At 63.9% G+C, this 24,599-nt stretch carries 26 protein-coding genes and 1 tRNA gene; 13 read left to right on the forward strand and 14 right to left on the reverse strand.

Features of this window, described 5'->3' with window-relative positions:
• Positions 1–138 precede the first annotated feature (138 nt).
• Positions 139–819 carry an alpha/beta hydrolase family protein gene (locus ACVJGD_RS27700; protein ID WP_456640395.1) on the forward strand — a complete coding sequence of 227 codons (681 nt, stop codon included), beginning with the start codon at positions 139–141 and terminating at the stop codon, positions 817–819.
• 33 nt (positions 820–852) lie between these two features.
• Here ACVJGD_RS27700 and ACVJGD_RS27705 read toward each other — a convergent pair whose 3' ends face one another.
• Positions 853–1,515: a response regulator gene (locus ACVJGD_RS27705; protein ID WP_456637210.1), complete on the reverse strand. Its 663-nt coding sequence runs from the start codon at positions 1,513–1,515 to the stop codon at positions 853–855.
• The gene (locus ACVJGD_RS27710) at positions 1,512–2,921 is read right to left on the reverse strand and encodes a histidine kinase (RefSeq protein ID WP_456637211.1); all 1,410 of its coding nucleotides are present in this window, start codon (positions 2,919–2,921) and stop codon (positions 1,512–1,514) included. The genes ACVJGD_RS27705 and ACVJGD_RS27710 overlap by 4 nt, the downstream gene beginning before the upstream one ends.
• Positions 2,922–3,135: 214 nt before the next feature.
• Here ACVJGD_RS27710 and ACVJGD_RS27715 point away from each other — a divergent pair, with 214 nt between their 5' ends.
• The gene (locus ACVJGD_RS27715) at positions 3,136–4,113 is read left to right on the forward strand and encodes a DUF2380 domain-containing protein (RefSeq protein WP_456640396.1); all 978 of its coding nucleotides are present in this window, start codon (positions 3,136–3,138) and stop codon (positions 4,111–4,113) included.
• 50 nt (positions 4,114–4,163) lie between these two features.
• Here ACVJGD_RS27715 and ACVJGD_RS27720 read toward each other — a convergent pair whose 3' ends face one another.
• Positions 4,164–4,457 carry a GYD domain-containing protein gene (locus tag ACVJGD_RS27720; RefSeq protein ID WP_456637212.1) on the reverse strand — a complete coding sequence of 98 codons (294 nt, stop codon included), beginning with the start codon at positions 4,455–4,457 and terminating at the stop codon, positions 4,164–4,166.
• Positions 4,458–4,628: 171 nt separating this feature from the next.
• Here ACVJGD_RS27720 and ACVJGD_RS27725 point away from each other — a divergent pair, with 171 nt between their 5' ends.
• Positions 4,629–5,360 (forward strand): aspartate/glutamate racemase family protein, encoded by a 732-nt coding sequence (locus tag ACVJGD_RS27725; protein ID WP_456640397.1) that lies wholly within the window; start codon positions 4,629–4,631, stop codon positions 5,358–5,360.
• On the opposite strand, the gene ACVJGD_RS27730 is transcribed toward ACVJGD_RS27725, so the two are convergent.
• Positions 5,352–6,134: an SDR family oxidoreductase gene (locus tag ACVJGD_RS27730; protein WP_456637213.1), complete on the reverse strand. Its 783-nt coding sequence runs from the start codon at positions 6,132–6,134 to the stop codon at positions 5,352–5,354. The two genes, ACVJGD_RS27725 and ACVJGD_RS27730, sit on opposite strands and share 9 nt — an antisense overlap.
• Before the next feature lie 196 nt (positions 6,135–6,330).
• On the opposite strand from ACVJGD_RS27730, the gene ACVJGD_RS27735 reads away from it, so the two are divergent.
• The 4 genes from ACVJGD_RS27735 to ACVJGD_RS27750 all read left to right on the forward strand — a co-directional run bounded on the left by ACVJGD_RS27735 (position 6,331) and on the right by ACVJGD_RS27750 (position 10,063).
• Positions 6,331–7,158, forward strand: coding sequence for a phytanoyl-CoA dioxygenase family protein (locus ACVJGD_RS27735; RefSeq protein ID WP_456637214.1), 828 nt, complete (start codon positions 6,331–6,333; stop codon positions 7,156–7,158).
• 28 nt (positions 7,159–7,186) lie between these two features.
• Positions 7,187–7,993: an acetoacetate decarboxylase family protein gene (locus tag ACVJGD_RS27740; RefSeq protein ID WP_456637215.1), complete on the forward strand. Its 807-nt coding sequence runs from the start codon at positions 7,187–7,189 to the stop codon at positions 7,991–7,993.
• Between the two features lie 85 nt (positions 7,994–8,078).
• On the forward strand, positions 8,079–9,320 hold the full coding sequence (locus ACVJGD_RS27745; RefSeq protein WP_456637216.1) for an ABC transporter substrate-binding protein: 1,242 nt from the start codon (positions 8,079–8,081) through the stop codon (positions 9,318–9,320).
• A complete protein-coding gene (locus tag ACVJGD_RS27750; protein WP_456637217.1) occupies positions 9,317–10,063 on the forward strand; it encodes an SDR family NAD(P)-dependent oxidoreductase in 747 nt (248 codons plus the stop codon). The genes ACVJGD_RS27745 and ACVJGD_RS27750 overlap by 4 nt, the downstream gene beginning before the upstream one ends.
• 172 nt (positions 10,064–10,235) lie before the next feature.
• On the opposite strand, the gene ACVJGD_RS27755 is transcribed toward ACVJGD_RS27750, so the two are convergent.
• From ACVJGD_RS27755 to ACVJGD_RS27785, 7 genes are all read right to left on the reverse strand, one after another.
• Entirely contained in the window at positions 10,236–11,006 is a 771-nt protein-coding gene (locus tag ACVJGD_RS27755) for an IclR family transcriptional regulator (protein WP_456637218.1), read from the reverse strand.
• A gap of 145 nt (positions 11,007–11,151) precedes the next feature.
• Positions 11,152–11,934, reverse strand: coding sequence for a maleate cis-trans isomerase family protein (locus ACVJGD_RS27760; protein ID WP_456637219.1), 783 nt, complete (start codon positions 11,932–11,934; stop codon positions 11,152–11,154).
• Between the two features lie 5 nt (positions 11,935–11,939).
• Entirely contained in the window at positions 11,940–12,851 is a 912-nt protein-coding gene (locus ACVJGD_RS27765) for an ABC transporter substrate-binding protein (protein ID WP_456637220.1), read from the reverse strand.
• Between the two features lie 12 nt (positions 12,852–12,863).
• Positions 12,864–14,174: an MFS transporter gene (locus ACVJGD_RS27770; RefSeq protein WP_456637221.1), complete on the reverse strand. Its 1,311-nt coding sequence runs from the start codon at positions 14,172–14,174 to the stop codon at positions 12,864–12,866.
• A gap of 186 nt (positions 14,175–14,360) precedes the next feature.
• Positions 14,361–15,542: an acyl-CoA dehydrogenase family protein gene (locus ACVJGD_RS27775; protein WP_456637222.1), complete on the reverse strand. Its 1,182-nt coding sequence runs from the start codon at positions 15,540–15,542 to the stop codon at positions 14,361–14,363.
• Positions 15,543–15,650: 108 nt separating this feature from the next.
• Positions 15,651–16,370, reverse strand: coding sequence for an LrgB family protein (locus tag ACVJGD_RS27780; RefSeq protein ID WP_456637223.1), 720 nt, complete (start codon positions 16,368–16,370; stop codon positions 15,651–15,653).
• Positions 16,367–16,792, reverse strand: coding sequence for a CidA/LrgA family protein (locus ACVJGD_RS27785; protein WP_456637224.1), 426 nt, complete (start codon positions 16,790–16,792; stop codon positions 16,367–16,369). The genes ACVJGD_RS27780 and ACVJGD_RS27785 overlap by 4 nt, the downstream gene beginning before the upstream one ends.
• A gap of 227 nt (positions 16,793–17,019) precedes the next feature.
• Here ACVJGD_RS27785 and ACVJGD_RS27790 point away from each other — a divergent pair, with 227 nt between their 5' ends.
• Complete coding sequence (locus tag ACVJGD_RS27790) at positions 17,020–17,961, forward strand: LysR substrate-binding domain-containing protein (RefSeq protein ID WP_456637225.1); 942 nt, start codon at positions 17,020–17,022, stop codon at positions 17,959–17,961.
• A 3-nt stretch (positions 17,962–17,964) separates the two neighbouring features.
• Here the strand turns inward: ACVJGD_RS27790 and ACVJGD_RS27795 are convergent, their stop codons facing one another.
• The gene (locus ACVJGD_RS27795) at positions 17,965–18,864 is read right to left on the reverse strand and encodes a LysR family transcriptional regulator (protein ID WP_456637226.1); all 900 of its coding nucleotides are present in this window, start codon (positions 18,862–18,864) and stop codon (positions 17,965–17,967) included.
• Between the two features lie 123 nt (positions 18,865–18,987).
• On the opposite strand from ACVJGD_RS27795, the gene ACVJGD_RS27800 reads away from it, so the two are divergent.
• From ACVJGD_RS27800 to ACVJGD_RS27810, 3 genes are all read left to right on the forward strand, one after another.
• Complete coding sequence (locus ACVJGD_RS27800) at positions 18,988–19,413, forward strand: YybH family protein (RefSeq protein ID WP_456637227.1); 426 nt, start codon at positions 18,988–18,990, stop codon at positions 19,411–19,413.
• Between the two features lie 432 nt (positions 19,414–19,845).
• Positions 19,846–20,472 carry a hypothetical protein gene (locus ACVJGD_RS27805; protein ID WP_456637228.1) on the forward strand — a complete coding sequence of 209 codons (627 nt, stop codon included), beginning with the start codon at positions 19,846–19,848 and terminating at the stop codon, positions 20,470–20,472.
• A 504-nt stretch (positions 20,473–20,976) separates the two neighbouring features.
• Complete coding sequence (locus ACVJGD_RS27810) at positions 20,977–21,336, forward strand: hypothetical protein (protein WP_456637229.1); 360 nt, start codon at positions 20,977–20,979, stop codon at positions 21,334–21,336.
• A gap of 75 nt (positions 21,337–21,411) precedes the next feature.
• On the opposite strand, the gene ACVJGD_RS27815 is transcribed toward ACVJGD_RS27810, so the two are convergent.
• A complete protein-coding gene (locus tag ACVJGD_RS27815) occupies positions 21,412–22,305 on the reverse strand; it encodes a LysR family transcriptional regulator (RefSeq protein WP_456637230.1) in 894 nt (297 codons plus the stop codon).
• A gap of 153 nt (positions 22,306–22,458) precedes the next feature.
• Between ACVJGD_RS27815 and ACVJGD_RS27820 the strand changes: the two genes are divergently transcribed.
• Entirely contained in the window at positions 22,459–23,112 is a 654-nt protein-coding gene (locus tag ACVJGD_RS27820; RefSeq protein ID WP_456637231.1) for a hydrolase, read from the forward strand.
• A 380-nt stretch (positions 23,113–23,492) separates the two neighbouring features.
• Here the strand turns inward: ACVJGD_RS27820 and ACVJGD_RS27825 are convergent.
• Positions 23,493–23,582: transfer RNA gene (locus ACVJGD_RS27825), tRNA-Ser, on the reverse strand.
• A 122-nt stretch (positions 23,583–23,704) separates the two neighbouring features.
• On the opposite strand from ACVJGD_RS27825, the gene ACVJGD_RS27830 reads away from it, so the two are divergent.
• On the forward strand, positions 23,705–24,568 hold the full coding sequence (locus ACVJGD_RS27830; protein ID WP_456637232.1) for an alpha/beta fold hydrolase: 864 nt from the start codon (positions 23,705–23,707) through the stop codon (positions 24,566–24,568).
• The last annotated feature ends 31 nt before the right edge of the window (positions 24,569–24,599 follow it).

Below are 24,599 nucleotides of genomic sequence, written 5' to 3' on the forward strand. Positions count from 1 at the left end.
GGTGTCTCCGCGATCGACACTCTTTAAGTGGAGAAAGCCCCCACCGGGCGCTTACGCGCCGACCTCTACCGCAAGCGGGAGAGGTGAATGAACCAGCGGCGAGAGCGATCCAACCAAAGAACGTCACAGAGTAGGATGATGCAAGTCGGAGACACGCGGTCCCTCAAGATCAAAGTCGACCATGCCGGCGCGGTCTCGGCGCTGCTGCTGCGTCCGGCGCAGGCGCGCGCCACATACGTGTTTGCCCATGGCGCCGGTGCCGGCATGACGCATGCCTCGATGGAGGTGATTGCCACCGGACTCGCCATGCGCGGCATCGCGACGTTGCGTTACCAGTTCCCCTACATGGAGAAAGGCGGCAAGCGGCCCGACCCGCCGGCGATTGCGCATGCCACCGTGCGCGCCGCGGTCGCGGAAGCCGCGGAACGGTGCGCGGGCCTGCCGATCTTTGCCGGCGGAAAGTCCTTCGGCGGGCGGATGACCTCGCAGGCGCAGGCAATCAAGCCGCTTGCCGACGTGCGCGGCCTCGTGTTTCTCGGCTTCCCGCTGCATCCGGCCGGAAAGCCATCCAGCGACCGGGCAAAGCATCTTGCGGACATCAAGATCCCCATGCTGTTCCTGCAGGGCACGCGCGATACGCTGGCGGAATTGAAGCTGCTCGAGCCGGTCGTCAAAGAACTCGGATCATTGGCGACGCTGCATCTGGTGAAAGAAGCCGATCATTCGTTCCATGTGCTGGTCCGTTCGGGCCGCAACGACCGCGAGGTGATGGACGAAGTGCTGGATGAGTTTGCGGGGTGGGTGAATACGATACTTTGAAGGCGACTCTCACTTAACGACGAAAGTGAGAAGTCACGCCTCACCTAGATCGATCTGCGTCAAGATTCCCTGCCGCAGTGCAAGCCGGACCAGCTCGATATCCGAGCCGACACCGAGCTTGTCCTTGATGAGGGAGTGCAGGTTCGCCACTGTCTTGGGACTGATGTGAAGCGCCTCGGCGATTTCCTCGGTCGTCCTCTCGGCCAGCAGCATGCGCAACACTTCGAATTCGCGCGCGGAGAGGACATCCGCGGCGGCGGTTTCGCCGGCTAGCCGGCTGAGCGCGAGTTCATGATCGATATCAGGACTGAGGGCGATCTTTCCGGCCAGAACATCTCTTACGGCGTGCACGAGCGTCTCGGGCGGGCTGGTCTTGGTGACATAGCCGCTGGCGCCGGCACGGATCGCCTGCACGGCAAAGGCCGCGTTCTGGTGCATCGTGAACACGAGGATCCTGGCGCGCTTGTCCCATTGCCTGATGCGCCTGATCGCCTCGATGCCGCCGATTCCGGGCATTGAGAGATCCATCACGACGAGATCGGGCGCGGTGGCCTTGAACAGCCGATAGGCCTCAGCGCCATCGGAGGCTTCAGCAACGACGCGCAAACCCGGCTGCTTCTGCAGCACCGAGCGATAGCCCTCGCGAACGACGGCGTGATCGTCGACCAGCATGATGGCGTGACCGCTGCCATTCATGCCGCACACTCCAGGGCGGCGCCATGGTGGCTGGGCGCGACGGGAATGACGACGCGCAAGGCAGAGCCGCCATTTTGCCCGGCCTCGAAGCTCAATCGCCCGCCCAATGCGGCGACGCGTTCACGCATCCCGAGCAACCCCATTCCGGATTTTACTGCGGGATCGGCGAGCCGGCCGTCATCCTCGATGTCGAGCTCGATTGCGGCGCCGTCATTCGAGAGAGTATCGGCCTCTCGCATGCTCAGTCGCAGCACGACCCGCGTTGCGCCCGCGTGCTTGGCCGCGTTGGTGAGCGCTTCCTGCACGATGCGGTAGAGGTTGGCGCTGACCGTCACAGGCATATTCTCGAATCTGCCGGAAAGGGTGATTTCGAAGCAGGGGCGTCCCCGGCTGCGCCCGTTCCAACCGGCGACCAGACCTTCGAGGCTCGCGGCCAGTCCAAGTTCCTCGACGTCGGGCGGACGCAGTCTGAACAGCGCGCCGCGCAACGTTTCCATCATGTCGGTCGCAATCCGCGCGATGCCGTCGCATTCTGCGAGCATGGCCGGACAATCCTGTCCCGCGGTATGGCGGGCCGATGCCGCCAGCGCGCGGATCGCGGTGAGCGACTGCCCGAATTCATCATGCAGCTCCCGCGCCAGATGCCGGCGCTCCTCGTCCTGCAGCGCGATCAGCCTGCGAGTGAGTTCGCTGCGCTCGGCGAGCGCCGTGCCGAGGCTTTCCGCGAGGAGATTGAACACGTCACGGATGGTCGAAAGCTCGGCTAGATCGAACGGCGGCAGACGCGCCGTGAGGTCGCCAGCGGCGATCCGCTCGAGACCGCTCCGGATCAATCCCGTCGGGCGAAGTGCGCGTGCAAGGGCCGCATAGACCAGCGCGCACAGCAGCGGCAGCGCGATCGCAAGCATGGCCATCAGCCGTCCCGCCTCGTGCCAGGCTTCAGCCGTGAGCACGACAGGATCGACCCAGACGACGGCTTCGCCGACCGTCGCGCCGCCAGCCATCACCGGGCGAGCGGCTTCGCGGCCGGGATCAAACAGGCCGCGATAGAAGGCTGCGAAGATCTTCGGCGGAGCGCTGTCCTCGTTCGGCGCGCCGCCGCAGAAGCGCTGCCGGATATCGCCATCACCAGCGCGAAACGCGAGACAGAGACCGGGCGTGATGACCGCCGTCGCGACATTGTCGAGATCAGGGAATTCGGACCGCGGATTGTTCACCCACTGGATCTTGTTGTGTTGCAGCTCCAGCGTCTTTGCCGCGACTTCGGCGATCGCATTGATCCTGGCGCGCGCGGACCTGTCGGCATCGATGAGGAAATAGGCCGAGATGGCGGCAAAGCAGAGGGCCGATACGGCCGCAACGCGCAGCGTCAACCGTACCTTCAGATCGCTCCTGTGGTTCCACATCGGCGGATACCCCTCGCGCGGATGACTTTGGACTCCCGATCTCTGAGCGGGAGCCATACATTTAACGGCAGAATGCAAGCGGCGGAAAGCATTGCCCGCGACCCGGAAATGACGTCGTGAAATTTTCCCGGCTGCTGTCGGGACGCACTCAGCTTCGGTGGCAGACCTGGTCGGCATAGCCTGGAAGCCCGCATGTTCGCTGAAAGGTCCGCCGATGCGCCGATCCCGTCTTGGTTTGCACGCCGCTGCCTTGCTTGGGCTCTTGCTGGGCTTCGGTTCCGCCCGTGCCGACACCAGCGGGCCTGCAGCCCAGACCCTGGGCGTCACCATTGAAGACTTCGGCTATCTCGACACCTCGGGCGAGCCCATCGACCAGACCGCTGTCCATCAAAGGCGCCTGCAGGGGTTCATGGCCGCGCTGAGACGCGACGTCGAGGCGGACCCGCGCTACCGCCTCATCCCGCCCTCGACGGACAATCGGGCGACGCCCGCCGAGCGCATGCAAGCCGCCGCGCGAGGCGGCGCCAACATCCTGATCGCCGGCGCTGTGCAGAAGATGAGCACCCTGGTGCAGTTTGCAAACGCTGTTGTCATCGACATCGGCGCCAACCGGGTCCTGTTCGAAAGGCGCTACTCGTTCCGGGGCGACAACGACGAGGCGTGGGAGCGCGCCGAGAGCTTCCTGTCCCGGGACGTCCGCGCGGCGCTGGCGGCGCAGCTACCCGCATCTCAGGCGGCTGCACCGGCGCCGATCGCGCTTGCGGTGTTCGACTTCGAGCTGGAAGATACCACCGCGGCCGCTGTGGCAAGCGGCGTCACGGCTTCGGATGCGGCACAATTGGCCGATGTCACGAGCGGCGTGCGCGAATTGTTCGCGCAATCGGGCCGCTACCGCGTGGTCGATATCAGCGGCGCGAACGCGGAGGCCGTTCAGACACACACGCTGCGCGATTGCGGCGGCTGCGAAGCCGGCATCGCCTCAAAACTCGGCGCGGACCAATCGCTGATCGGCGTGGTGCGGCGGGTCAGCCGCACCGAATACACGATCGGATTTCAGGTCCGCGACTCCCGGACCGGCGCCGTCGTTTCGCGGGCCGACAGCGGACTTCGCATGGGCGCCGACTACTCGTGGCGGCGGGGTGCGGTGCGCCTGGTCAAGGATCGCTTGCTCGAGAACCGGGCCCAGCAGTGAGCCGCTGCACAGCAGTGGGCCGAGCAGCCGCCTCGCGGCAACCGCGCTCGTCAGAGCATGTTGCCGACGATCTTTGTCATCTCGGCTGCCGAATACGCCCGCAGCGTTTCGCTGCGAACATTGCCGAGCGCGCCGAGGCTCAGACTGAGCGACATGGCGGATGACTCATCCGGCGCCTCAATGAAGGTCACGACGTCATATCGGCCCTGGGTCCAGACGATCTCTTTCACCTTCACCCCGAACGTCTTCGCCATTTCCTTGAAAGCGTCCGCTCGCTTCGGAGACTCCTTGGCGTTGCGGATTCCCTGATCAGTGAACTTCGCCAGCACGACATAAGTTACCATGGCCGTCCTCCTTGGTTAGGACCCCGTGCAACCCAGCATGAGGAAGTCACACCAGAGCATGCCATAGAGGCTCCCCCGCAGCCACAGGCTCCTTGAGGAAGGTCTCCTTTGGGAAGGTCATGGGACGTGACCATTTTTGCCACGCAACGTCATCCGCGCTACGATAGCGCCATGGCAAGGATCCTGATCGTCAATCCCAACACCACCGTCACGATGACCGAGACCATCGCCGCCGCGGCGCGCGCGGTTGCCGCTCGCGGCACTGAGATTGCAGCCGTCACCTCGGCGATGGGGCCGGTCTCGATCGAAGGATATTACGACGAGGCGTTCGCAGTCCCCGGCCTGATCCAGGCGCTATTGAGCGCGCGGGGCGCTGATGCCGGCATCATTGCCTGCTTCGACGACACCGGATTGGATGCGGCACGATCGGCGGCGCCGTTCCCGGTGGTGGGCATTTGCGAGGCGGCGCTGATCACCGCGGGCCAGCTCGCAACGCGGATCGCGGTCGTCACCACGCTGCCGCGCTCGGTCGTGCCGCTGGAAGAGCTGGTGCGTCGCTATGGATTTGCCGAACGAGTCTCGGTGACGGCGTGCAATGTCGCGGTGCTCGATCTGGAAAAGCCGGGTTCGGGCGCCGAGGAAAAACTTTGCGCCGAGATCGAGCGGGCGCTGAAAAAGGGCGCGGAGGCGATCGTGCTGGGCTGCGCAGGCATGGCCGATCTTGCGGCCGCGCTGTCGCAAAAATTCGGCGTGCCCGTCATCGACGGCGTCGCCGCCGCGGTGAAGCAGGCCGAAGCGCTGATCGGCCTCAAGCTTACGACCTCGCGTCGCGGCGCTTACGCGTTTCCAGGCGCGAAGAGCTACGCTGGCCTGTTGGAAAGATTCGCGCCGCCGTCACGCTGAGGACGGCGCGCCGTAGATCCGGTCGCGCAGGCGGCGCATGCCAGCAAGCCAACGGTCGCGGCTCGACGCTTTCCGCTGCATGTATTCCTGCACCTGCGGGTGCGACAGGATCAGGAAACGCTCTTCCTCCATCGCCTCGATCACGATGCGCGCGACTTCCGCCGGCTGCATCACGCCGTCGACCCGCGCCGCGCTCGGGCCCGGCGTGGTCATGCCGGTCTGCACCGACTGCGGACACAGCACGGAAACGCGGATGCCGCGGTCGCCATACTGGATCGCAAGATGCTCGGCGAGCGCGACCGCGGCGTTCTTGGTCACGCCATACGGCATCGAGTTCAGCGAGGCCAAAAGACCCGCGGCGGACGCCGTGTTGAGAAGATAGCCGGAGCCGCGCGCGAGCATGCCGGGCACCAGCGCCCGCGCCGCGAACACGTGGCTCATCACATGCACGCGCCAGCTCACGTCCCAGTCGGCATCGGAGGCCGTCTCCTGTCCCTTGCGCGACAGCCCGGCATTGGAGAAGAAGACGTCGATCCGGCCATATTTGGCTTCCGCCGCCGCGACCAGCGCTTTGATATCCTCTTCCAGCCCGACATCGGCGGTCACCGCCAGCCCATCGATATCGCCGGCGACATTCGCAAGCCGCTCGCGCGTGGTCTTGAGGTCGGCGACGACGACACCGCGCGCGCCAGCGTCGGCATAGGCCCGCGCCACGGCCTCGCCGATGCCACCAGCCGCTCCGGTCACGACGCAGACCTTGTCTTTCACTTGCACGACGGAGCACTCCCTTTTTCGGTTTAACTCCATCTTTTCGCCGCCCGGCGCCGCTGGCAACCGCTTTCTGGACGAGGCATCTGGTCCCGATTCGGACGCAATCAGGACAGCCGGAACCGCCGCCCGTGGCTTGACTCAAGTCAGAAATCTGATTTCATATATGCAACTAAGTAATCATATATGAAATGAGGAAACCATGGCCCTCCTGCCCGAAGCTGCGATCAACCACTACCGCGAGCACGGCTATTACGCTCCGATCAGGGTCATGTCGGCCGGCGAGGTCGAAGGCATTCGCAAGCGGCTGGAGGCGCATGAGACCGCGCACGGCCCGCTCAAGGGATCGATGCGGCACAAGAGCCATCTGCTGTTCACCTGGCTCGATGGCCTGATCCGGCACCCCGCGATCCTTGACGCGGTCGAAAGCGTGATCGGCCCCGACATCCTCTGCTGGAGTTCCTCTTTCTTCATCAAGGAGGCCCGCGATCCCGGCTTCGTCTCCTGGCATCAGGACTCGACCTATTGGGGGCTCGATCCCGCCGATATCGTCACCGCATGGGTCGCGCTGTCCGAGAGCACCGCCGAAAACGGCGCCATGCGCGTCATTCCCGACACCCAGACATTGGAACAGGTCGCCCACCGAGACACTTTTGCCACTGACAACCTGCTGACGCGCGGGCAGGAGATCGCGGTCGACGTCGATGAGAGCAAGGCCGTAATGCTGCAGCTTCAGCCCGGCGAGATGTCGCTGCACCACGTCCGCCTGATCCATGGCAGCGACCCGAACCCCTCGGCAAAGCGCCGGATCGGCTTTGCGATCCGCTACCTGCCGACCCATGTGCGGCAGGTCGTGGGAACGAATGACAGCGCGACGCTCGTGCGCGGCGTCGACCGCTTCGGCAACTTCGCGCCGGAATATGCCCCGGAGAGCGACCTGTCCGACGCCGCGATTGCCTTCCACGCCCATGTCATGGGCGACCAGCAGAAGGTTTTGATGCGGAACACGCAAGCGGGCGCCATGCGATGAGCATGCCGTCGAAGGAGAGCAAGTCCAAATGACCGACCCGATTACCGATCCCAATGATCCCCGGCGCCGCATGTTCGGCGATTACCGGCTGAAGCCGAACAGCGGGGTCAATCCACCCTACTCGCCGGCCTATCCGGTGGAGTGGGGCTGCACGTTGCGGACGGTCGAGATCATGACGCGCGTCGCGCCGGGCAAAGTGGCGGGCCTGCTCGCCGATACTCCGTTCGAGATCGCGAGCGACCGCGTGGCCTTCCGCTTCATGGTGTCGCCGGGCCATTCGCTGGCCATACATGCCGGGCAGATGTTCGATCTGATGATCACCGTTCCCGTGCGCTACAAGGGCCTGTTCACCGAGACGCATATCTTCATGTATTGCAGCGACCCGATGGGGATCTGCGCCGGCCGCGAGGTCTTCGGCTACACCAAGAAGGATGCGCACTACACCTTCAATGAGCAGCCCGACGGCTCGATCAACGGCTCGGTCAGGCGGCGCGGCATTCCGCTGGCGGATTTCTCCTTTACGCCCGATCCGAAGGCGCCCGTCGTTCGCATCGTCGACGGCGACGAACTGCCCGCCGGCGAAATCCATGTGCGCCGCCTGCCGCATCCGGAGCGCCTGGAGACGGCCTATGCCGACATCGCCTATCGCCGCACGCCGCTGAAATATTCCGCGCCGCTGCCGGGCCGCGCCTCGATGACGCTGCACGCAAGCGAATACGATCCGATCGCGGATCTCGCGCCGGAGATCCTGGGCGCGCAGTTCATGGTGTCGGAGGTCTATGGCGGCGGGTTCGAGGTCGAAGACCGGCGACTGATCGAGCGCCTGATTCCGTAAACGACAACATCGACCCGCGCGCTAAGCACGCGCGGGCACAACCATCCGCGCGAGAGCGCGGGCCACACAAGGGAGGGTTTTGGATATGATAAAGTGTATTTCGTTGAACCGCCGCCGGCTGCTGGCCGGCCTCGGTAGCATGGCATTGGGCATCACGAGCTTTGGCGTACAGGCGCAGGAGCCCGGGCCGCTCCGGCTCGGCGTGCTCACGGACATGTCGAGCCTCTATGCCGACGTCACCGGGCCCGGATCGCTGCTGGCGGCGAAGATGGCGGTAGAGGATTTTCAGGCCTCGCCGCACAAGATGACCAGGCCGATCGAAGTCATCAGCGGCGACCACATGAACAAGGCCGATCTCGCCGCCAACATTGCGCGCGAATGGATCGACCGCAACAATGTCGATGCCATCATCGACGCGCCGAATTCCTCGGTGGCGCTCGCGGTGCGCAACGTCGTGCAGCAGAACAACAAGACGCTCCTGGTATCGGGTGCGTCCTCGTCCGATCTCACCGGCAAATCATGCTCGCCAAATCTCGTGCACTGGACTTATGACACCTACGCGCTGTCATCGGGCGCCGCGCGGGCCGTGGTCGGCAGCGGCGGCAAGACCTGGTTCACGCTGACCGCCGACTATGCGTTCGGGCATGCGATGGAAGCGGACGTCAAGAACGTCGTGCAGAAACTCGGCGGCAAGGTTGTCGGCGGCGTCCGCACGCCGATCAACAGCCAGGATTTCTCCTCCTTCCTGCTGCAGGCGCAGGGCTCGAAGGCGGAGGTCATCGCCCTGATCAATGCCGGCGGCGACACCATCAATTCGATCAAGCAATCGGTCGAGTTCGGCATCCCGCAAGGCGGCCAGCGCGTGGTCGCAACCGTGCTCTATCTCAGCGACGTGCATTCGCTGGGGCTGAAGACGGCGCAGGGCCTGCAGTTCACCGAATCCTTCTACTGGGATCTCAACGACGACACCCGCGCCTGGGCCAAGCGTTTCGCACCGCGCAACAGCGGCCGCTATCCGACCGCGCTGCAGGCCGGGGTCTATGCCGCCACGCTGCATTACCTCAAGGCTGTCGATGCGCTCGGCGCCTCCAGCGATGGCAAGGCCGTGGTGCAGGAGATGAAGAAGCTGCCGACCGACGACCCCCTGTTCGGCAAGGGCAGCGTTCGCGCCGATGGCCGCAAACTGCACAACATGTATCTGTTCGAGGTCAAGAAGCCGGAAGAGTCCAAATATCCCTGGGACTATTACAAGCTGATCAAGACCATTCCGCCGAGCGACGCGTGGCGGCCGCTGGAGGAAGGCGGCTGCGACTTCCTGAAATCATGAGCGGCGAAGTAGCGCTCGTCACCGGCGGCGGTGGCGACATCGGCCGGGCGATCGCGCTGGCGCTGGCCCGGACCAGCCGGGCGGTCGCGATCGTCGATCTCGATGAAGCGGCGGCCACGGCGACGGCGCGCCTCGTTGAGTCGGCCGGCGCCAAGGCGCTGGCCATCCGCGCCGACGTCTCAAGCGCGGCGGAGACCGCGGCGTTTGTCGAAACGATCGAGGAGAAGCTTGGTCCGATCGGCATCTTCGCCAACAATGCCGGGATAGAAGGCGTGGTCGCGCCGCTGCACGAGTACCCTGACGATACGTTCGACCGGCTGTTGCAGGTCAACGTGAAGGGCGTCTTTCTCGGTCTCAAATACGTGTTGGCGAAGATGATGCCGCGCGGCCAGGGCGCGATCGTCAACACCGCGTCGACCTCGGCGATCCGCGGCCGCGCGGGCCTTGCCGGCTATGTAGCGTCCAAGCATGCGGTGCTCGGCCTGACCCGTACTGCGGCACTGGAGGTGACGGGAACGAAGATCAGGGTCAACGCGGTCCTGCCCGGCCCGATTGAGTCGCGGATGATCCAGGAACTCGAAGGCCAGGCCCGCGAGCGATCGGTCGCACCGCGACGAAGTGGCGGTGCGCCCTACGGGAAGCCGGAGAATATCGCCGACGTCGTCGCGTTTCTTGCCTCCGACGCCGCCGCGCATGTCAACGGCGCGGCCTGGGTGGTCGATGCCGGGATGACGGTGGGTTAGGGGCGGAATGAGGAGCTCGCTTCACCTCTCCCGCTTGCGGGAGAGGTCGGATCGCATCGTCAGATGCGATCCGGGTGAGGGCTCTCTCCACACGAAGAGTCTCGCCCGTGGAGACACCCCCACCCCGGCCCTCCCCCGCAAGCGGGAGAGGAGCGCACCTGCATCGTGGTTGCTAAGGCACGCCGCCGATCTTCTCCGACACGATCTTCGCAGCGGCGCGTAACTCGGTGGCGATGGTGGCGGCCTCGCCGGCGGAGATGCGGCCCTCCCGCACCAGCGGCACGGTCAGCGCCGCAACCGCGCGGCCCGAGGCTTCGACGATCGGGCAGCTATAGGCGAGGATACGGGTATAGCCGTCGTCGTTGGAGAAATTGCCGCCCTCCGCAGAGATTCGGTCCAGCGCCGCGAGCGCCTTCTTTCCGCTGATCCGGTCGTTGGCGGCGATGACCTCCGCGAGTTCCTGGCGCCGGCCCTCGAGCTGGAACGCCGCCAGCACCTTCGCCGATGCATATTGCTGGGTCAGCGGAAATACGGCGCCGACCTTGACCGACCAGCCCATCAGCCATTCCGGCTCGATCCGCGCGATCACCATGAACTGCTCGCCATGCAGCACGGTGAGATGGCAGGACAACCGCACGCGGCCGGCAAGCTGCTCCATCACGGGCAGTGCCGCCTTCAGCAGCCGCTCCGTCGGCGGGAATTGCGAGGCAATCCGGAACAGTTTCAGCGTCAGCGTATATTCGCCTGTCGCCGGATCGCGCGTGACATAGCCGCGCTGCTCCAGCGCCACCAGCATGCGGAAAATCTCGCCGACGGAGCGGCCGACGCGCTCGGCCAACTGCTTCTGGCTGAGACCGCGCGCCTCAGCCGACAGCGCTTCCAGAAGATCGAGCCCCTTTTCAAGGGCAGGAGCGCCCGGTTGCACCTTCTTCGCCTTCTTCATCCGTGAAGCCTTGGGACATGCCAGCACATCATCTCCCTGCTGCAGGCGGCAGGGAACGAAGCTTGGATGTACCTGATCGCTCGCGCGACGAAAAGTTATCTGCGGGGCTGGCCCGTATGGGCGATCTCCACAGGTTTGAACTGCCTCAACGAGCGGCGGCGATCGGCTCCAGCCCCGCGCTTCTCACGGCCGACCCTGCCGAGAACAGGCGACCATAGCCCACGACATCGCTCTCGATGCTGTTCGACCTCATGAGGTGCCAGGTCATAATCTGGTTGCTCGTGAGCACTGGGATTCCCGAAACCCGCTCGAGCTCGGCAATCACGGGCGCCGACTTGATGGCGGTGCAACTGATCAGGCAGGCATCCGCGCGCGGATCGATCGCGCCCTTGGCCCAGCCGAGGATCTCTTCAGGGCCTAGGCCGGCCATTTCGGAATTGGTGTCGATCCCGAGATTGGAGCTGCCGGCGACCTGGAAACCGTTGGCCTCCAGGAACGCGATCTCGCGCGCATGCACATCATCGATATAGGGCGTCAGCAGCGACACGCGCTTGGCGTTGAGACGCGCCAGCCCCGCCAGGATCGCATCCGCCGTGGTGAAGCAGCGGATACCGGAGGCCGACTGGATGCGCTCGCGGATTCCGCCGGCGAGCTCCGGAGCGAAGGTCGAGACCGCCGTGCAATGGAACACGATGACATCGACCTCGGCGGCCGCCAGCAGCTCGGAGGCGGCTTCGAGCCGATCGAGCATGCGCATCAGTTCGGGCTTCGAGCTGCCGCGCAACGCCAGCCGCGTTACCAGCACGGAGACTTCCCGCGGCAGCATGGCGCGGATCTCCGGCTCCGCCACCGAATTCCCGGATGGAACGAGCAGGCCAGCACGAAGCCGGCTGCCGTAGTCGATATCGGGCAAGGTCGGCATGGTCATCGCAGTCAGGCCGCCGCGACGTCGTGTTGGGCGGCGTGCAGGTAGCTTCGATTGATGTAGTCGGCGGCGTGCGACTTGACCCGATTGGGCACGGCGCGAATCAGGGAGCTGATCTCGATCAGCGCCTGTACCGCGGCATCGCTCGCATCGCCATCGCGTGGGAAGATCTCGTCCCTGCTGTATTCGTCCCAGGCGCGCTCGGCGTAGCGCTGCGCGATCCCGGTTTCGGCCATCGCGATCGGGATGACGCCGGCACGATTGGCGAAGAACCACTCATGCGCACGCACGAAGGCCCGCATGAAGCGACGCATCGCGTCCGTATTCGCCTTGGCCCAGCGACTGTCCACATTGAGCGAGGTGAACTGAAAATACGGCACCTCCTGGCGGGGCTCGCACAGGCTGGGATAGCCCTGGTCTACAGCGATATAATTCAGCGGCGCGCCCTGCAGCCCGGCATCGATCTCGCCGGACTGCAGCATCTGCCATCGCGTCAGGATCGGGCCCACGGCGCGGATCCTGTAGTCGCGCGGATATTCCAGGCCGCGCGCGGCGAGAAGCTTCATCACCAGCGATGAGCTGCCCGCCTCGATCGAGGAGACGCCGACGGTCTTGCCGCGAAGATCTGCCGCCGACCGGATGTTCTTGCCGGTGATGAAGGAGAAGGGCAGCCGGTTGACATTGCCGCCGACGATTTCGAGGAAGCCGCCGGCCTCGCTGTCCAGGATCACGTGCTCGGTGATCCCGTAGCCAAGCTCGGCCCGGCCATCACGGATACGATTCGTCACCTCGTCGACGCCTTCATAGAGCTCGATCGCGACATCGAGCCCTTCCTCAGTGAACATGCCGCGGTGCTTGGCGATCCAGACCGGCATATTGAAGTAGTTCCGCGACACCGCGGTGAATGTCAGCTTCTTCATTGGATTACTCCCTCAAACGACCGAGGCCGCGCGGTCCTGCAGTCCCGCTTCCGGCGCGACTGAGAGCCGGATCGGCGTCCGCGCGCCGGATGTGATCACCACCGCGCCGCCGAGCAGCAGCACGCCCGAAATCAGGAATGCGCCGGAATAGCCGCCGGTGGCGGCCACCACATAGCCGGTGACGATCGGCGCGGCGGTGCCGAACAGGTTGCCGCCCATGATCAAGAGACTGGTGGCGGCGCCATTGTAGCGCCCGTCGGTCATCAGGTCGGCGGTGAGCGCAATGTTCATCGCCATCGCGGTGGCCACACAGGCAAGTGAAATGCTGATCAGGGTCTCGATCACCCAGATCGAATCCACGAACGGAGCCGCGAGGATCACCGACGACAGCAGCAGCATCGCGGCGATCAGCTTGCGCCGGTCGGCGTTCGCGCGGCCCGATTTCTTCAAAAGGCGGTCGCTGAACCAGCCGAGCCCAAGGCCGAGGATCGCGGCCACGCCATAGGGAATGGCGGAGAACAGGCTCGACTTCAGCACATCCATGCCGCGCGTGGCGGCAAGATAGCTCGGCAGCCAGGTCATGAAGAGATAGAGCGTGTAGCCGGCGCAGCCTTGTGTCAGCGCCAGCGCCCACATCGACGGACTGCTCAACAGTCCCTTCAGCGCAGCCGACTGGTTCAACTCGCCGGCTCCTCGTGCGGCGATGGCGCCACGGTTCTTCAAGATGAAGTCGCGCTCCTCGGCACTGAGCCACGGCGCGCGTTCCGGCTGGCGATACAGCGCAAACCAGAGCACCGCGAGCACGACGCCGGCGGCGCCGGTGATATAGAACGACTCGCGCCAGCCGAACGCGACGATCAGCGAGCCCACCACGACCGAGCCGGCGCAAAGCCCGGCATGGGCGCCGCTATTGAGGAACGCCGAGGCGATGCCACGTTCGCCTTCCGGGGCCCATTCGCGGATGATCTTGCCGCCGGCGGGATAGCTTGCGGATTCGCCGACGCCGAGCACCAGGCGCGAGGCGAACAGCGAGGAATAGGTCGTCGCAAGGCCGGTCCAGATGCCGGCCAGCGACCACAATCCGAGCGTGGTGTAGGTGACGGCGCGGCCGCCATACCGATCGGCGAGCATGCCCATCGGGATCAGGCAGATCAGATAGGTCCAGAGAAAGGCGGAGAAGATGTAGCCCATGTCGATCGGCGTCAAACCATAGGTCTCCGCGATCGACTTCGCCGCAACCGAGAGATTAACCCGGTCGAGATAGTTGATGAACATCAGCACGAACAGGCCGACGTAGACAAGATATCGCTTCTGAAAGGCCACCCGCGTTTCTCCCGCCGTCTCTTGTGTTGTTGGCGGCTCCACGATGTCACAAATGCTACAAATAAATAAAACTCATAATTTTCATGTTCGATATGAGTCTGATTCATACACGAAAGCTGTGCTCCCTCCCCCGCTTGCGGGTCCGCAAGCGGGAGAGGCAAGGAAGGCTCCGCGCCTCTTCGCGCGCTACTCACACTCGCGCAGCACTTCGCGAGCGATGGTCATCTTCATCACTTCGGTAGTACCCTCCGCGACCTGGGCGATGCGGCTCTGGAAATAGAGCTGGCCGAAGCGATTTTCCCTGAGCACGCCGAGCCCGCCATGGATCTGGATGGCGCGGTCGATCACCCGGCAGGCCGCAAGCGGGGCGAAGCATTTCACCATCGCCGCTTCCTTCCGCGCATCGAGGCCCCGATCGAGCATCCAGGCAGTCTTGTAGACCATCAGCCGCGACTGCTCGATGTCCATCTCCGATTCCGCGAGCATCCATTGAATGGCCTGCCGTTCCGCGAGCAGCTTGCCGAACGTCTCGCGCTCGCGCGCCCGTTTCGCGGCCTGCGTCTGCGCCCAGCGCGCCGTGCCGGTCAGGCGCGCGCCGATCACGGTGCGGTTGCGGTTGAGCTGGTCCATCATGTAGCGGAAGCCCATTCCCTCCGCACCGAGCAGGTTCTTCGCCGGGACGACGCAGTCCTTGTACTGGTAGTCGCAGCTACGGCCGAGATAGGTGCCGGGCGCCATGGTCTCATATTCGCGCAGCACCGACACGCCGGGATTGGGATAGTCGACCAGAAACAGGCTGATCCCTTCATAGCCCTTGGTCGGATCGGTCACGGCATAGCAGAGCAGATATTTGGGCGTGATGGCGGGATGGTTCGGCGGCGGCGCCCATCGCTTGATGCCGTTGATGATGTAATTGTCGCCGTCGCGGACCGCGGTGGTCTTTATGCCGGCAGCGTCGGAGCCCGCTCCCGGCTCCGAGATGTTTATGTGGTAGAACTTGTCCTCTTTCAGGATCGGATAGAGATACGCCTCCTTCTGCCATTCCGGCGCAACGTGAAGCGCGGGGTGCGGATCGAGAAAGCCCGACCAGGTCGCGAGCAGGCCATGCATCACGGGCGACCTCACGATCTCCTCGTAGACAAGGCACTTCGCCACCGTGCCGAGTCCCTGCCCGCCGGCTTCCTTCGGCACCGCCAAGCCCCTGAACCCGTATTCGCGGAATTTCCGCACCACACCCATGAAGATGTCATGCGGCACGGCATAATCGTCCACGCCCCAACTATCTTCGAGCGGGCGGCAGATTTCCTCCACAAAGGCGGCGGCCCGAGCCTTGATGTCGCGTTGTTCCCTGGACAGTTCAAAATCCACTGTTTTCTCCAAGCCTTGTTTGTGAGGCCGGAGACTAGGTCGCCTGCGTCGGGACGATTATGGCTTGGGGAGCCAATCTGGTTGGCTGATTGCATCAGCCTCGCGCTGCTAGCGGAACAGGCCCACGAGCACAGGCACGAAGATCGCGGTCAGCAATCCATTGAGGCCGATGCCGAGCGCGGCGAAAGCGGCGCCGAGTTCGTCGCGCGCGGCAACTTGCGCCGCGGCAACGCCGCTTCCGGCAAGGCCGGCGGCAAGTCCCTTTGCGCGCCAGTCCCTCACCTTCAGGCCATGCAGCATGTGCTGACCGACAACAGCGGCAAGGATGCCGCCGAGAATCGCGAGTGCAGCGGTAAGCGCAGGCACGCCGCCGATCTGCTCGGAGACCGCAACCGCGATCGGCGTGGTGACGGCCTTGGGCGCCATCGAAAGCGCAACCTCGCGCGAGCCGCCGAGCAGCCGGACGATGCCGACGCCGCTTGCGATCGACGTCACCGATCCCGCGAGCAGCGCAAGGCCGATACCGTGCAGGTTTTCGCGGACGAGGCGTGCATTTCGCGCGAGCGGGATCGCAAGCGCTATTGTGGCGGGGCCGAGCAGAAAGTTGATGAACTGCGCGCCAGCGAAATACGTCGCATAGCTCGTGCCGGTCGCGAGCACGATGACTGCGGCAAGAACGATCGCGATCAGCACGGGGCTCGCGAAGGCTGAGCCGCGACAGGCGCGCTGGATCGCACAGGCGATGACATAGGCCGCGAGGGTAACGACGAGCCACAACAGCGATGTCGTCGACAGCGGCATCCACAGATGCTGGAGGGAATGGTTCATCGTGCGCGCCCGCGATGGCCGACCAGGTCGGGCGGCGCGGCTTCAAGCGCAACAGAGGCGGCGTCGCCGCGGGGCCGCGTGGTCCAATGCATCACCAATCCCGTCACCGCAAGGCTGAGAATGGTCGAGCCGACCAGGCCAGCCAGGATCGGCAGCCACTCAGCGCGGAGCAATCCGGCTTCTGCGATGATGCCGACGCCGGCGGGGACGAAGAGCAGGCCCATGTGGCCGATCAGGCCCTCCGCGGTCCGGCCAAGCGGCTCAGGGATGGCCGGCGCATTCGGTCTGTCCTTCCTCACGATCAGGACAGCCGCGAGCAGGAACATCCCGATGACCGGACCGGGAATCGGAAGATAGAGCGTGTCGCGCGCAAGCTCGCCGACGAGCTCGAACGCGATCAGAAGCAGGAAGGCGGCAATCATTGCAGCACCTCGGGCAATACGCCGATCTTCGGGGAATCGTGCTGGATTACACCCCCATCTTGCAAAGACCGATCGGAAGTCAAGCGACCGGTCCCGCTCCCTGGAATCTCGATGATTTTGCTTTTCACTGCAGAATCTCCGGATTATCTGCAGCGAAGATCGTGTATCCTTGGGCGCTGAGGAATGGCTCCTTTGGCAAATGATTGTTGCAGAAAGGGGAAAGATCAGTGGACTATCTCGAGGCCATGACGGCCTTTGTGCGGGCGGTCGAGCTCGGCAGCTTTTCCAAGGCGGCAGCCGAGGCCGGCCTCAAGGTCTCGACCGTCTCACGCTATGTAAGCGGGCTCGAAGCCGACCTCGGTGCGGCGCTCTTGAACCGCTCGACGCGGCGGCTGAACCTCACCGAAGCCGGCCGGCTGTTCTACGACCGCGCCACCCAGATCCTCGCTGAGGTCGACGAAGCCAGGGATGCGACACGATCGCTGAATGCGCGGCCGCAGGGGCTGTTGCGGATCAACATCCCCGGCGCCTTCGGACGCCGCCATGTGATGCCGCACATGACGGATTTTCTCGCCGCCTACCCGGACATCAGACTGGACGCGACGCTTACGGACGCGACCGTCGACCTGATCGAGACCGCAACCGACGTCGCCATCCGGATCGGTGCGCTCGTCGATTCCACGCTGATCGCGAAGAAGCTGGCGCCGCAGCGTCGTGTGCTGGTCGCGAGCCGTGACTATCTCGACCGTGCGCCGCCGCTGCGTAAGCCTGCCGATCTCGGTCGCCATGATTGTCTCGCCTTTGCACTGCAGCCTGGCGAAGCCTGGTATTTTCGCGCAGACCACGATCCATCCGCTGCCATCGGCGAGATTGCTGTGAGCGGCCGCCTGCGCGCCAACGACTCCGAGGCGCTGCGCGAAGCCGCTTTGGCCGGGCTCGGCATCGCGCTGCTGCCGACATGGCTCGTCAGTGCTGATGTACAGAACAAGCAACTCGCCGCGCTGCTGACTGAGCACGAATGGCTGATCTCGCCCGGCGCCGAACGCGCGATCTGGGGCGTTTATCCGCCGAAACGAACGGTGTCGCCGAAGGTGAGGGCATTCCTCGCCTTCATCGAGCAACGCTTCGGCCAGCCGGCCTATTGGGAGCTGACGTCGCCGTCAGCGTGATTGTTAGCTTTTTCCTTCGTGTCCCTCGATCAGGCCGCGCTGTTTGGAAAGTGCGCCGGCCATAAGATCGAGCACAGTCCGGATACGGGCAACCTTCCGCAGGTCGGGATGGGTCAGCAGCCACAGGACGCCCTCCATGTCCGGAATGGGCGACTCGACGCGGCGCAGCTCCGGCACCCTGTCGGCGAGATAGCAGGGCAATGCTGCCACGCCCAATCCGGCGCGCGCCGCGGACCGCAGCGCAAGCAGCGAATCCGCGCGGAAGACGATCCGCTCTGCGGGCAAGTGGGCCGCCATCCAGCGCGCCGAGCGAAGGTGGCTGAGGCTCTCGTCAAATCCAAGCCAGTGATATTCGGAAAGAGGCCTCTTGCCATTTCTCCTGAGATAGATCGACGAGGCGTAGGGAGCGGTTGCAAGCTTGGCAAGCCGCCGGCCGGCGAGCTGTTCCGGCGCCTCGGCGGCAGGCCGGAGCGCGATGTCGGCCTCGCGCTTTGTCAGCGTGAAGAACTGGTTTGCAACGGTCAGCTCGACGGCGATGGCGGGATGTTCGGCCCTGAGCTCGGCCAATACGGGGGCCATCAGATCGACGAGCGTGTCGGTCGTGGTCACCCGCACCGTGCCGGTGGGACGCAGATCTTCGCCGGCCAGCCGCTGCTCGAGATCAGCGAGACCAGCTAGGACATGCGCGCCGGTGGCAATCGCCATTTCGCCGGCCGAGGTCGGCGTGTATCCGTCCCGTGCCCGCTCGAACAGCTTAGCGCCGAGGCGAAGCTCGATCGCGCCGAGGCGGCGAAACGCAGTGGAGTGGTTGATCTTCAGCAGGCGGGCGGCGCCGGTCAGCGTGCCGGCGACGCCGATGGCGCGGATCAGGCGCAGGTCATCCAGCGAGAAGGTCTCACGCATCTTGCAGGCTCCAAGGCATCCTTGCATTTAACGCAAGCTCAGCCTGCAGGTTCGTCACATTTCCTTGCAGACCGGCCACATCCATGTTGAGCCCCGAACCGCCGCAACAAGCAGGAGATCATCATGGGCGCTCCGTCCCCCGAGCTGTGCAATCTTTGGCTGGCACGAGCCTTCAATGCCAACGACGTCGATGCCGCGGTCGCGATGTACCATCCGGAGGCCTCGATCGTGCAGGTCGACCAGGTCCATGGCGGCACCACGATCGCCCGAGGCGCCGATGCGATCCGGCAGACGATGGCCGCCTATATCGGCCTGAATCCGCACATGGACGTCATCACCCATCACACCACCATCGCCGGCGATTTTGCCATGACCCGATCGCAGTGGCTGATCCGCGGCGTCGGCAAGGACGGCAGGACCATCCATGTGCATCATCACGGCATGGAGGTGCACCGCAGACTGCCCGACGGCACCTGGGCGTTCTTCATCGACCACCCCTTCGGCGCCGATCCATCCTGGGCCGTCGCGGCGCCGCCGCCGACGGAATAGCGGGGCCCGTCGCAACGCAGGGCTATCGCATGTGAAACAAAACTTGGCGGGCGGTCCCCTTCGCGGCCCATCCTTCGAGACGCCGCTTCGCGGCTCCTCAGGATGAGGTCTGATTTCGCGGCGCAATCTTAGACCCTCATGGTGAGGAGCGCCGCTTGCGGCGCGTCTCGAACCATGAGGCCCCCCTCGTTCACAGCTACCAAAACAGCTATACCCTACGTCGCAACGGGGGCGGACCACATTCCTCGCATTGACTTAGGTCAAGCCCGGATCGTCGAGCTAAGGCCACGAATGGACGTAAGCGGCGCGTCCGCATCACGCTCTGTCCTGACCGAGATGGCTTTGCTTTCGTATCCATTCGATCGCCGCCCCAGCGCAGCCCGGCTGCGAGCGTCAGGACGTTCGCACCTCGGACCAGGGGCAACAATCAAGATGCTGCTTGCGATCGCGGCGATTTTCTTCGCCGGAGAATGCATCGGCATGGAGATTTCAAGGGTGAGCGGATGCTCCGGCGACGTCTTGAGACTGCGAGGCCGCATCGAGCGCGGCGACTACCTCCGCCTCAGGTCCTATTTCAGTGAACGCAAGATCGTCGGGCTCGACCTCGGTTCCGACGGGGGATCGCTTGAGGACGGCTTCCGAATCGCAAGGCTCGCGCAGCGGAAACGGCTGACGGTTTACGTTTCCGAAGAATGCGATTCGGCATGCGCCTTCATCTTCCTGACGAGCTGGAAGCGCTACATATCTCCAGACGCCAGGATCGGGGTTCACGCGGTGGGCAACGCGCATGGCAGCGAAGATATCAGGACAATGCGCGATACCGTCGAACTCGCGCGGCTGTCCGCCAAGCTCGGCGTGCCCTCCTCCGTGATTGGGAGAATGGTCGCAACGCCGCCACGGAAGATGTCCTACCTGGATAAAGCAGATCTGCTGGCGCTCAAGACCGTCGTCCGTCACCCCTTCGCCGGCATGGGTGAAAGGGCACGCGGGAATTCGGAACGGAAGGGCTCCACGACCTGCGGTCCGGATGCCGAAAAGGAAGTTTCCAGGCTTCAATAGCTCCTTCCGGTTTCAGATCGCCGCAGCACTGGCGAGCATCGGCACGCCGTCAGGCTGACGCCGACATTTTCGCGATTTCCGCCGCTCTCGGCAGGCTCTCGACATTCCAGCAGGCATCCATGACCCGCCGGATCATGGCTGCGGGGAGATCCCGTCTGCAAGATCGGAGAATTTCGTCTCGAGCTGCTTGTCGGTCATTGGCACCTCGACGCTGCCGATCGCATGCTCGAGAGCGGAAGTGCGGCGGCCGCCTGGATTACGGTCCTGCGATCGGTGTGCATATGATATCTCCTTCAACCCTCATCGACGCATGTTGCGCGCAAGGCGGGTCGCGCTCTCGGGACACCGGTTTTGGTCACGCCTTTTGCGGCTACATCAAGCGCCGTACGTCACAGTCGGAGCTAATAGCGTGAGCGTCTCTTTCCCCAAACTTACAACGACGTGAAGGAGCCACTACGGTGTTGGGACCTAGTATACCCCGGCGGATACACTGCTGACGATTTCGTGCTCGGCTTGGGGAAAAACCGTCGTTACGTCAGCAGCTCTGCATTTTTCCGAATCGGCGAAACGCTATCCTTCGAAGTGTGGGCTTATGCCGGATGCATCATGCAGTTCAGCCGTATCATCAGTCCCATGGAAGACGTGCAAATATGGAGCGCGAGTAGCGGCGGCTTCTCGTTCGTGATCAGCAATGAGAGTCGGAACGGCCCCGGCCTTCGTGGACAACCGGGCTTCGTTGCCTCTTGGCGGCCTCTCTATCTGAATAGGCCCGCGATCAGAGTGGGCGGTTCACCCTTCAAGACGTTCGATGAAGCCGAGAAAGCCTGCGAAGCCTTCCTAACGCACCTGATTGATCTGGCGTGATAGTCAAGGAGCTACCCTCGATGCCACCCCGATCGGCTGTTGTGAAGTCGGGATCGGCTTCGCGCCGTTCGTGCTTTAGCGATCGACACCCGCGAGGTGCGGAGCCGGTTCGCAATACTCAATCAGCAATTCGGTGAGGACCCGTATCTTCCGTGCGGGATGCTGACCTGGCGGGCGGATGACATATGCACCGGCCGGAGGTGGTGGATGACGCGTCATGACCGGCATGAGCGCACCGGAAGCTATATATTCATGGGTTAGGCAGTCGGGCAGGTAAGCGATCCCGAGTCCTGCAGTTGCGGCGGCAACTAGAGCTATGCCGTTGTCAGCCTTGAAGCGCCCCTGCGGACGAACCGTGATGATCTTGTCGCCATCCATGAGTTGCCAGCTTTCGGTGCCCTGCATGAGAGCCTCATGAGCGACGAGTTCCTCCGGCGTCTCGGGCGACCCATGCGCCTTGATGTAGTCCGGGCTCGCGACAAACTTCCCGTAGATTGGTCCGACGCGTCTTGCGATCAGGTTGGAGTCCTGAAGATAGCCAACCCGTATCGCACAATCGTAACCCTCTGTGATGAGATCGACGAAGCGATCACTGTAGCACGTGTGGATTTGGAGCTGGGGATGGCGGCGCGCCATTTCCGCGAGCATGGGAGCGAAGTGAGTCGGGCCGAAAGAAAGCGGCACGGCAACGCGCAAGCGGCCGCGAAGGTCGCCCGCGGGTAGGATCGTTTCCCTGGCCACGTCGATCTCGGCGCAGACTCGAGCTGCATAATCTCGGAACGTGGCCCCTGCTTCCGTGAGAGCGGCGCCCCGGGTGGTCCGTGCAAGAAGCTGGACACCAAGTTCCGCTTCAAGCCGGAAGAGCCGCCGACTGACGATTGACTTGGAGACGCCGAGCCGGAGCGCAGCAGGCGAAACTCCCCCAGCATCAGCCACTTCTACGAAGGTCTGCAGCTCTTCGATGTCCATTTAGCGTTCCCCTTTCCGCGACACAGCTTGCCATGAACCGGGCCTACCGCATCTCGAATAGGAACGACAATACTGGTTCGAGGCAACGTCGCCCCTGGCGCATGTCTCCCGCAAAACCAATGCCGCTCATGGGCGGCAGCAAAGGATGCAATAATGACGTTTCGTAACGGCCTTGCTTCGCTTCTTCGTCCCGAAGACTCGGTACTCGTTCTGATCGACCACCAGCCTTACCAACTCGCGAATGTGAACAGTCACGAACCGCAGATGGTGATCAACAATACGGCGGGTCTGGCGAAGGCCGCTAAGGCCTTCGGTGTCCCCACGATCCTGACCACCGTGATCGCTGAGCGGGGCGGGCTCCTCTTCCCTCAGATCACGGATGTTTTCCCGGGCCAGGAAGTGATCGACCGGACGTTTATCAACACCTGGGAGGATCGGAAGGTGGTGGACGCGGTCAAGGCGACGGGCCGCAAGCAGTTGATCATCGCTGGCCTGTGGACCGAGGTGTGCGTCGCGATGCCGACGATCCAGGCCCTCGGCGAAGGCTGGGATGTAACGGTGATCACCGATGCGTCCGGCGCCGTTTCGGTCGAGGCACACGAGGTCGCCATCAAGCGCATGATCGCCGCTGGCGCGAACATGATGACCTGGCTGGCGCTGGCGGCCGAATGGCAGCGCGACTGGGCTCGGACCGATCAAGCCGTCGCGTTGACGGAAGTGATCACGCAGCATGCCGGCGGTAGCGGCATCGCGTTCCTGTGGGAGCAGCAGTTGCTCAACACCCCGGTGCCGAGCACCGCGGGTTGATTTGAGCGGGGATGCAGAGATTCTCGAGCGGCGCGTTGCGAAGAAGCTGATTGCTTATCGAGCCTCGTCATCCCCTCTCAATAGCAGGAACGTCCATGCCTTAATGCACGCGGGAAGTTCGAGATCAAGGAAGGCCATTCGCTCGGATCGAGATCGTCGATACTAAAGTCGCACCACTCGGCAACGGCATAGGTGGCAATCCATTCATGCCCAAGCAGAGGCGAAGCGGACTATGCGTGTGATCTGCGGTCATACCGGCAGGACTGTCCCACCGGGTCGGGAGTGCGAGAACCATGCCTCGGCAGCACAGCCGCCTCCTGATCTATCTTATTGATGAATAGCGATATAGATCGTCAATTTGTGCGGCGATCGGCGGCTAATGGCGGAGAGGGAGGGATTCGAACCCCCGATAGGCTTGCACCTATGCCGCATTTCGAGTGCGGTGCATTCAACCACTCTGCCACCTCTCCTGGTGCCAAAAAGGTGATTCCTCACCCTCGCGGTCGGGCCGTGTTCTAGGCGAGGATGCGGGGGGTGACAAGGCGCCGGGAGAAGATTTCCGCACCGCCAAACCGGCCCAAAGGAGGGCGAAATGGAGCATTTGACGGTGAAAGCCAATGGGGCGGCGTTCCATGTCGCCAGGATTGGGGCCGGCAAGCCGCTGTTGCTGCTGCATGGCTGGCCGGAATTCTGGCTGACCTGGGAGCCGGTCATGGCGCGGCTTGCCGACCGTTTTGCGCTGATCGCCCCCGACCTGCGCGGCTTCGGCGCCAGCGACAAGCCGGACGGCCCCTACGGGCCGGAACAGCACACCGACGACATGCTGGCGCTGATGGACGCACTCGGGATCGAACGGGCCGGCGTGGTCGGCCATGACGTCGGCGGTGCCGTGATGCAGCCTTTGGCACGCAAGGCACCGGAGCGGATCGCGGGGCTTTTCTTCTTCGATTTCGTCTATCCCGGCATCGGGCCGCGGATGGCGGCGCCTGACCGGCTGAACCACATCTGGTACCAGTCATTCCACCAGATGGAGATGGCGCCGAAACTCGTCGGTGCGACGCGCGAGAGCTGCCGGCTCTATATCGGGCATTTCCTCAAAGGCTGGTCCCATCGCCAGGATGCATTCGACGATGTGCTGGACGCCTTCACCGACAATTTCCTGAAAGCGGGCAATCTCGCCGGCGGCTTTGCGCATTACCGCGCAGCGCACGCCGCGCGCGTCAGGATGATGAAGGGCGAAGGGCCGTCATTGCCCGCGATCACCGTGCCGACCTGCATCCGCTGGGCCGAGCACGATCCGCTGTTTCCCTATGCCTGGACCGACCGGCTCGGCGAGACCTTCGCTGACCTCGATCTGAAAATGTTCGACGACGTCGGACATTTTCCGCATCGCGAAGCGCCGGATCGCGCAAGCAGCGAGATCTCCACGTTCTTTTCGCGGATCGGATGGATCTGAAACGGGAGAATCAGGTTAGAAAGTATGGGTG

Source organism: Bradyrhizobium sp. USDA 10063, assembly GCF_054063735.1.

Excerpts from the sequence above, each read along its gene's own strand:
- ACVJGD_RS27700 (WP_456640395.1), top strand. The coding sequence starts at position 139 with ATGCAAGTCGGAGACACGCGGTCCCTCAAGATCAAAGTCGACCATGCC.
- ACVJGD_RS27705 (WP_456637210.1), bottom strand. The coding sequence starts at position 1,515 with ATGAATGGCAGCGGTCACGCCATCATGCTGGTCGACGATCACGCCGTC.
- ACVJGD_RS27710 (WP_456637211.1), bottom strand. The coding sequence starts at position 2,921 with ATGTGGAACCACAGGAGCGATCTGAAGGTACGGTTGACGCTGCGCGTT.
- ACVJGD_RS27715 (WP_456640396.1), top strand. The coding sequence starts at position 3,136 with ATGCGCCGATCCCGTCTTGGTTTGCACGCCGCTGCCTTGCTTGGGCTC.
- ACVJGD_RS27720 (WP_456637212.1), bottom strand. The coding sequence starts at position 4,457 with ATGGTAACTTATGTCGTGCTGGCGAAGTTCACTGATCAGGGAATCCGC.
- ACVJGD_RS27725 (WP_456640397.1), top strand. The coding sequence starts at position 4,629 with ATGGCAAGGATCCTGATCGTCAATCCCAACACCACCGTCACGATGACC.
- ACVJGD_RS27735 (WP_456637214.1), top strand. The coding sequence starts at position 6,331 with ATGGCCCTCCTGCCCGAAGCTGCGATCAACCACTACCGCGAGCACGGC.
- ACVJGD_RS27740 (WP_456637215.1), top strand. The coding sequence starts at position 7,187 with ATGACCGACCCGATTACCGATCCCAATGATCCCCGGCGCCGCATGTTC.
- ACVJGD_RS27745 (WP_456637216.1), top strand. The coding sequence starts at position 8,079 with ATGATAAAGTGTATTTCGTTGAACCGCCGCCGGCTGCTGGCCGGCCTC.
- ACVJGD_RS27750 (WP_456637217.1), top strand. The coding sequence starts at position 9,317 with ATGAGCGGCGAAGTAGCGCTCGTCACCGGCGGCGGTGGCGACATCGGC.
- ACVJGD_RS27755 (WP_456637218.1), bottom strand. The coding sequence starts at position 11,006 with ATGAAGAAGGCGAAGAAGGTGCAACCGGGCGCTCCTGCCCTTGAAAAG.
- ACVJGD_RS27760 (WP_456637219.1), bottom strand. The coding sequence starts at position 11,934 with ATGACCATGCCGACCTTGCCCGATATCGACTACGGCAGCCGGCTTCGT.
- ACVJGD_RS27765 (WP_456637220.1), bottom strand. The coding sequence starts at position 12,851 with ATGAAGAAGCTGACATTCACCGCGGTGTCGCGGAACTACTTCAATATG.
- ACVJGD_RS27780 (WP_456637223.1), bottom strand. The coding sequence starts at position 16,370 with ATGAACCATTCCCTCCAGCATCTGTGGATGCCGCTGTCGACGACATCG.
- ACVJGD_RS27785 (WP_456637224.1), bottom strand. The coding sequence starts at position 16,792 with ATGATTGCCGCCTTCCTGCTTCTGATCGCGTTCGAGCTCGTCGGCGAG.
- ACVJGD_RS27795 (WP_456637226.1), bottom strand. The coding sequence starts at position 18,864 with ATGCGTGAGACCTTCTCGCTGGATGACCTGCGCCTGATCCGCGCCATC.
- ACVJGD_RS27800 (WP_456637227.1), top strand. The coding sequence starts at position 18,988 with ATGGGCGCTCCGTCCCCCGAGCTGTGCAATCTTTGGCTGGCACGAGCC.
- ACVJGD_RS27805 (WP_456637228.1), top strand. The coding sequence starts at position 19,846 with ATGCTGCTTGCGATCGCGGCGATTTTCTTCGCCGGAGAATGCATCGGC.
- ACVJGD_RS27815 (WP_456637230.1), bottom strand. The coding sequence starts at position 22,305 with ATGGACATCGAAGAGCTGCAGACCTTCGTAGAAGTGGCTGATGCTGGG.
- ACVJGD_RS27820 (WP_456637231.1), top strand. The coding sequence starts at position 22,459 with ATGACGTTTCGTAACGGCCTTGCTTCGCTTCTTCGTCCCGAAGACTCG.
- ACVJGD_RS27830 (WP_456637232.1), top strand. The coding sequence starts at position 23,705 with ATGGAGCATTTGACGGTGAAAGCCAATGGGGCGGCGTTCCATGTCGCC.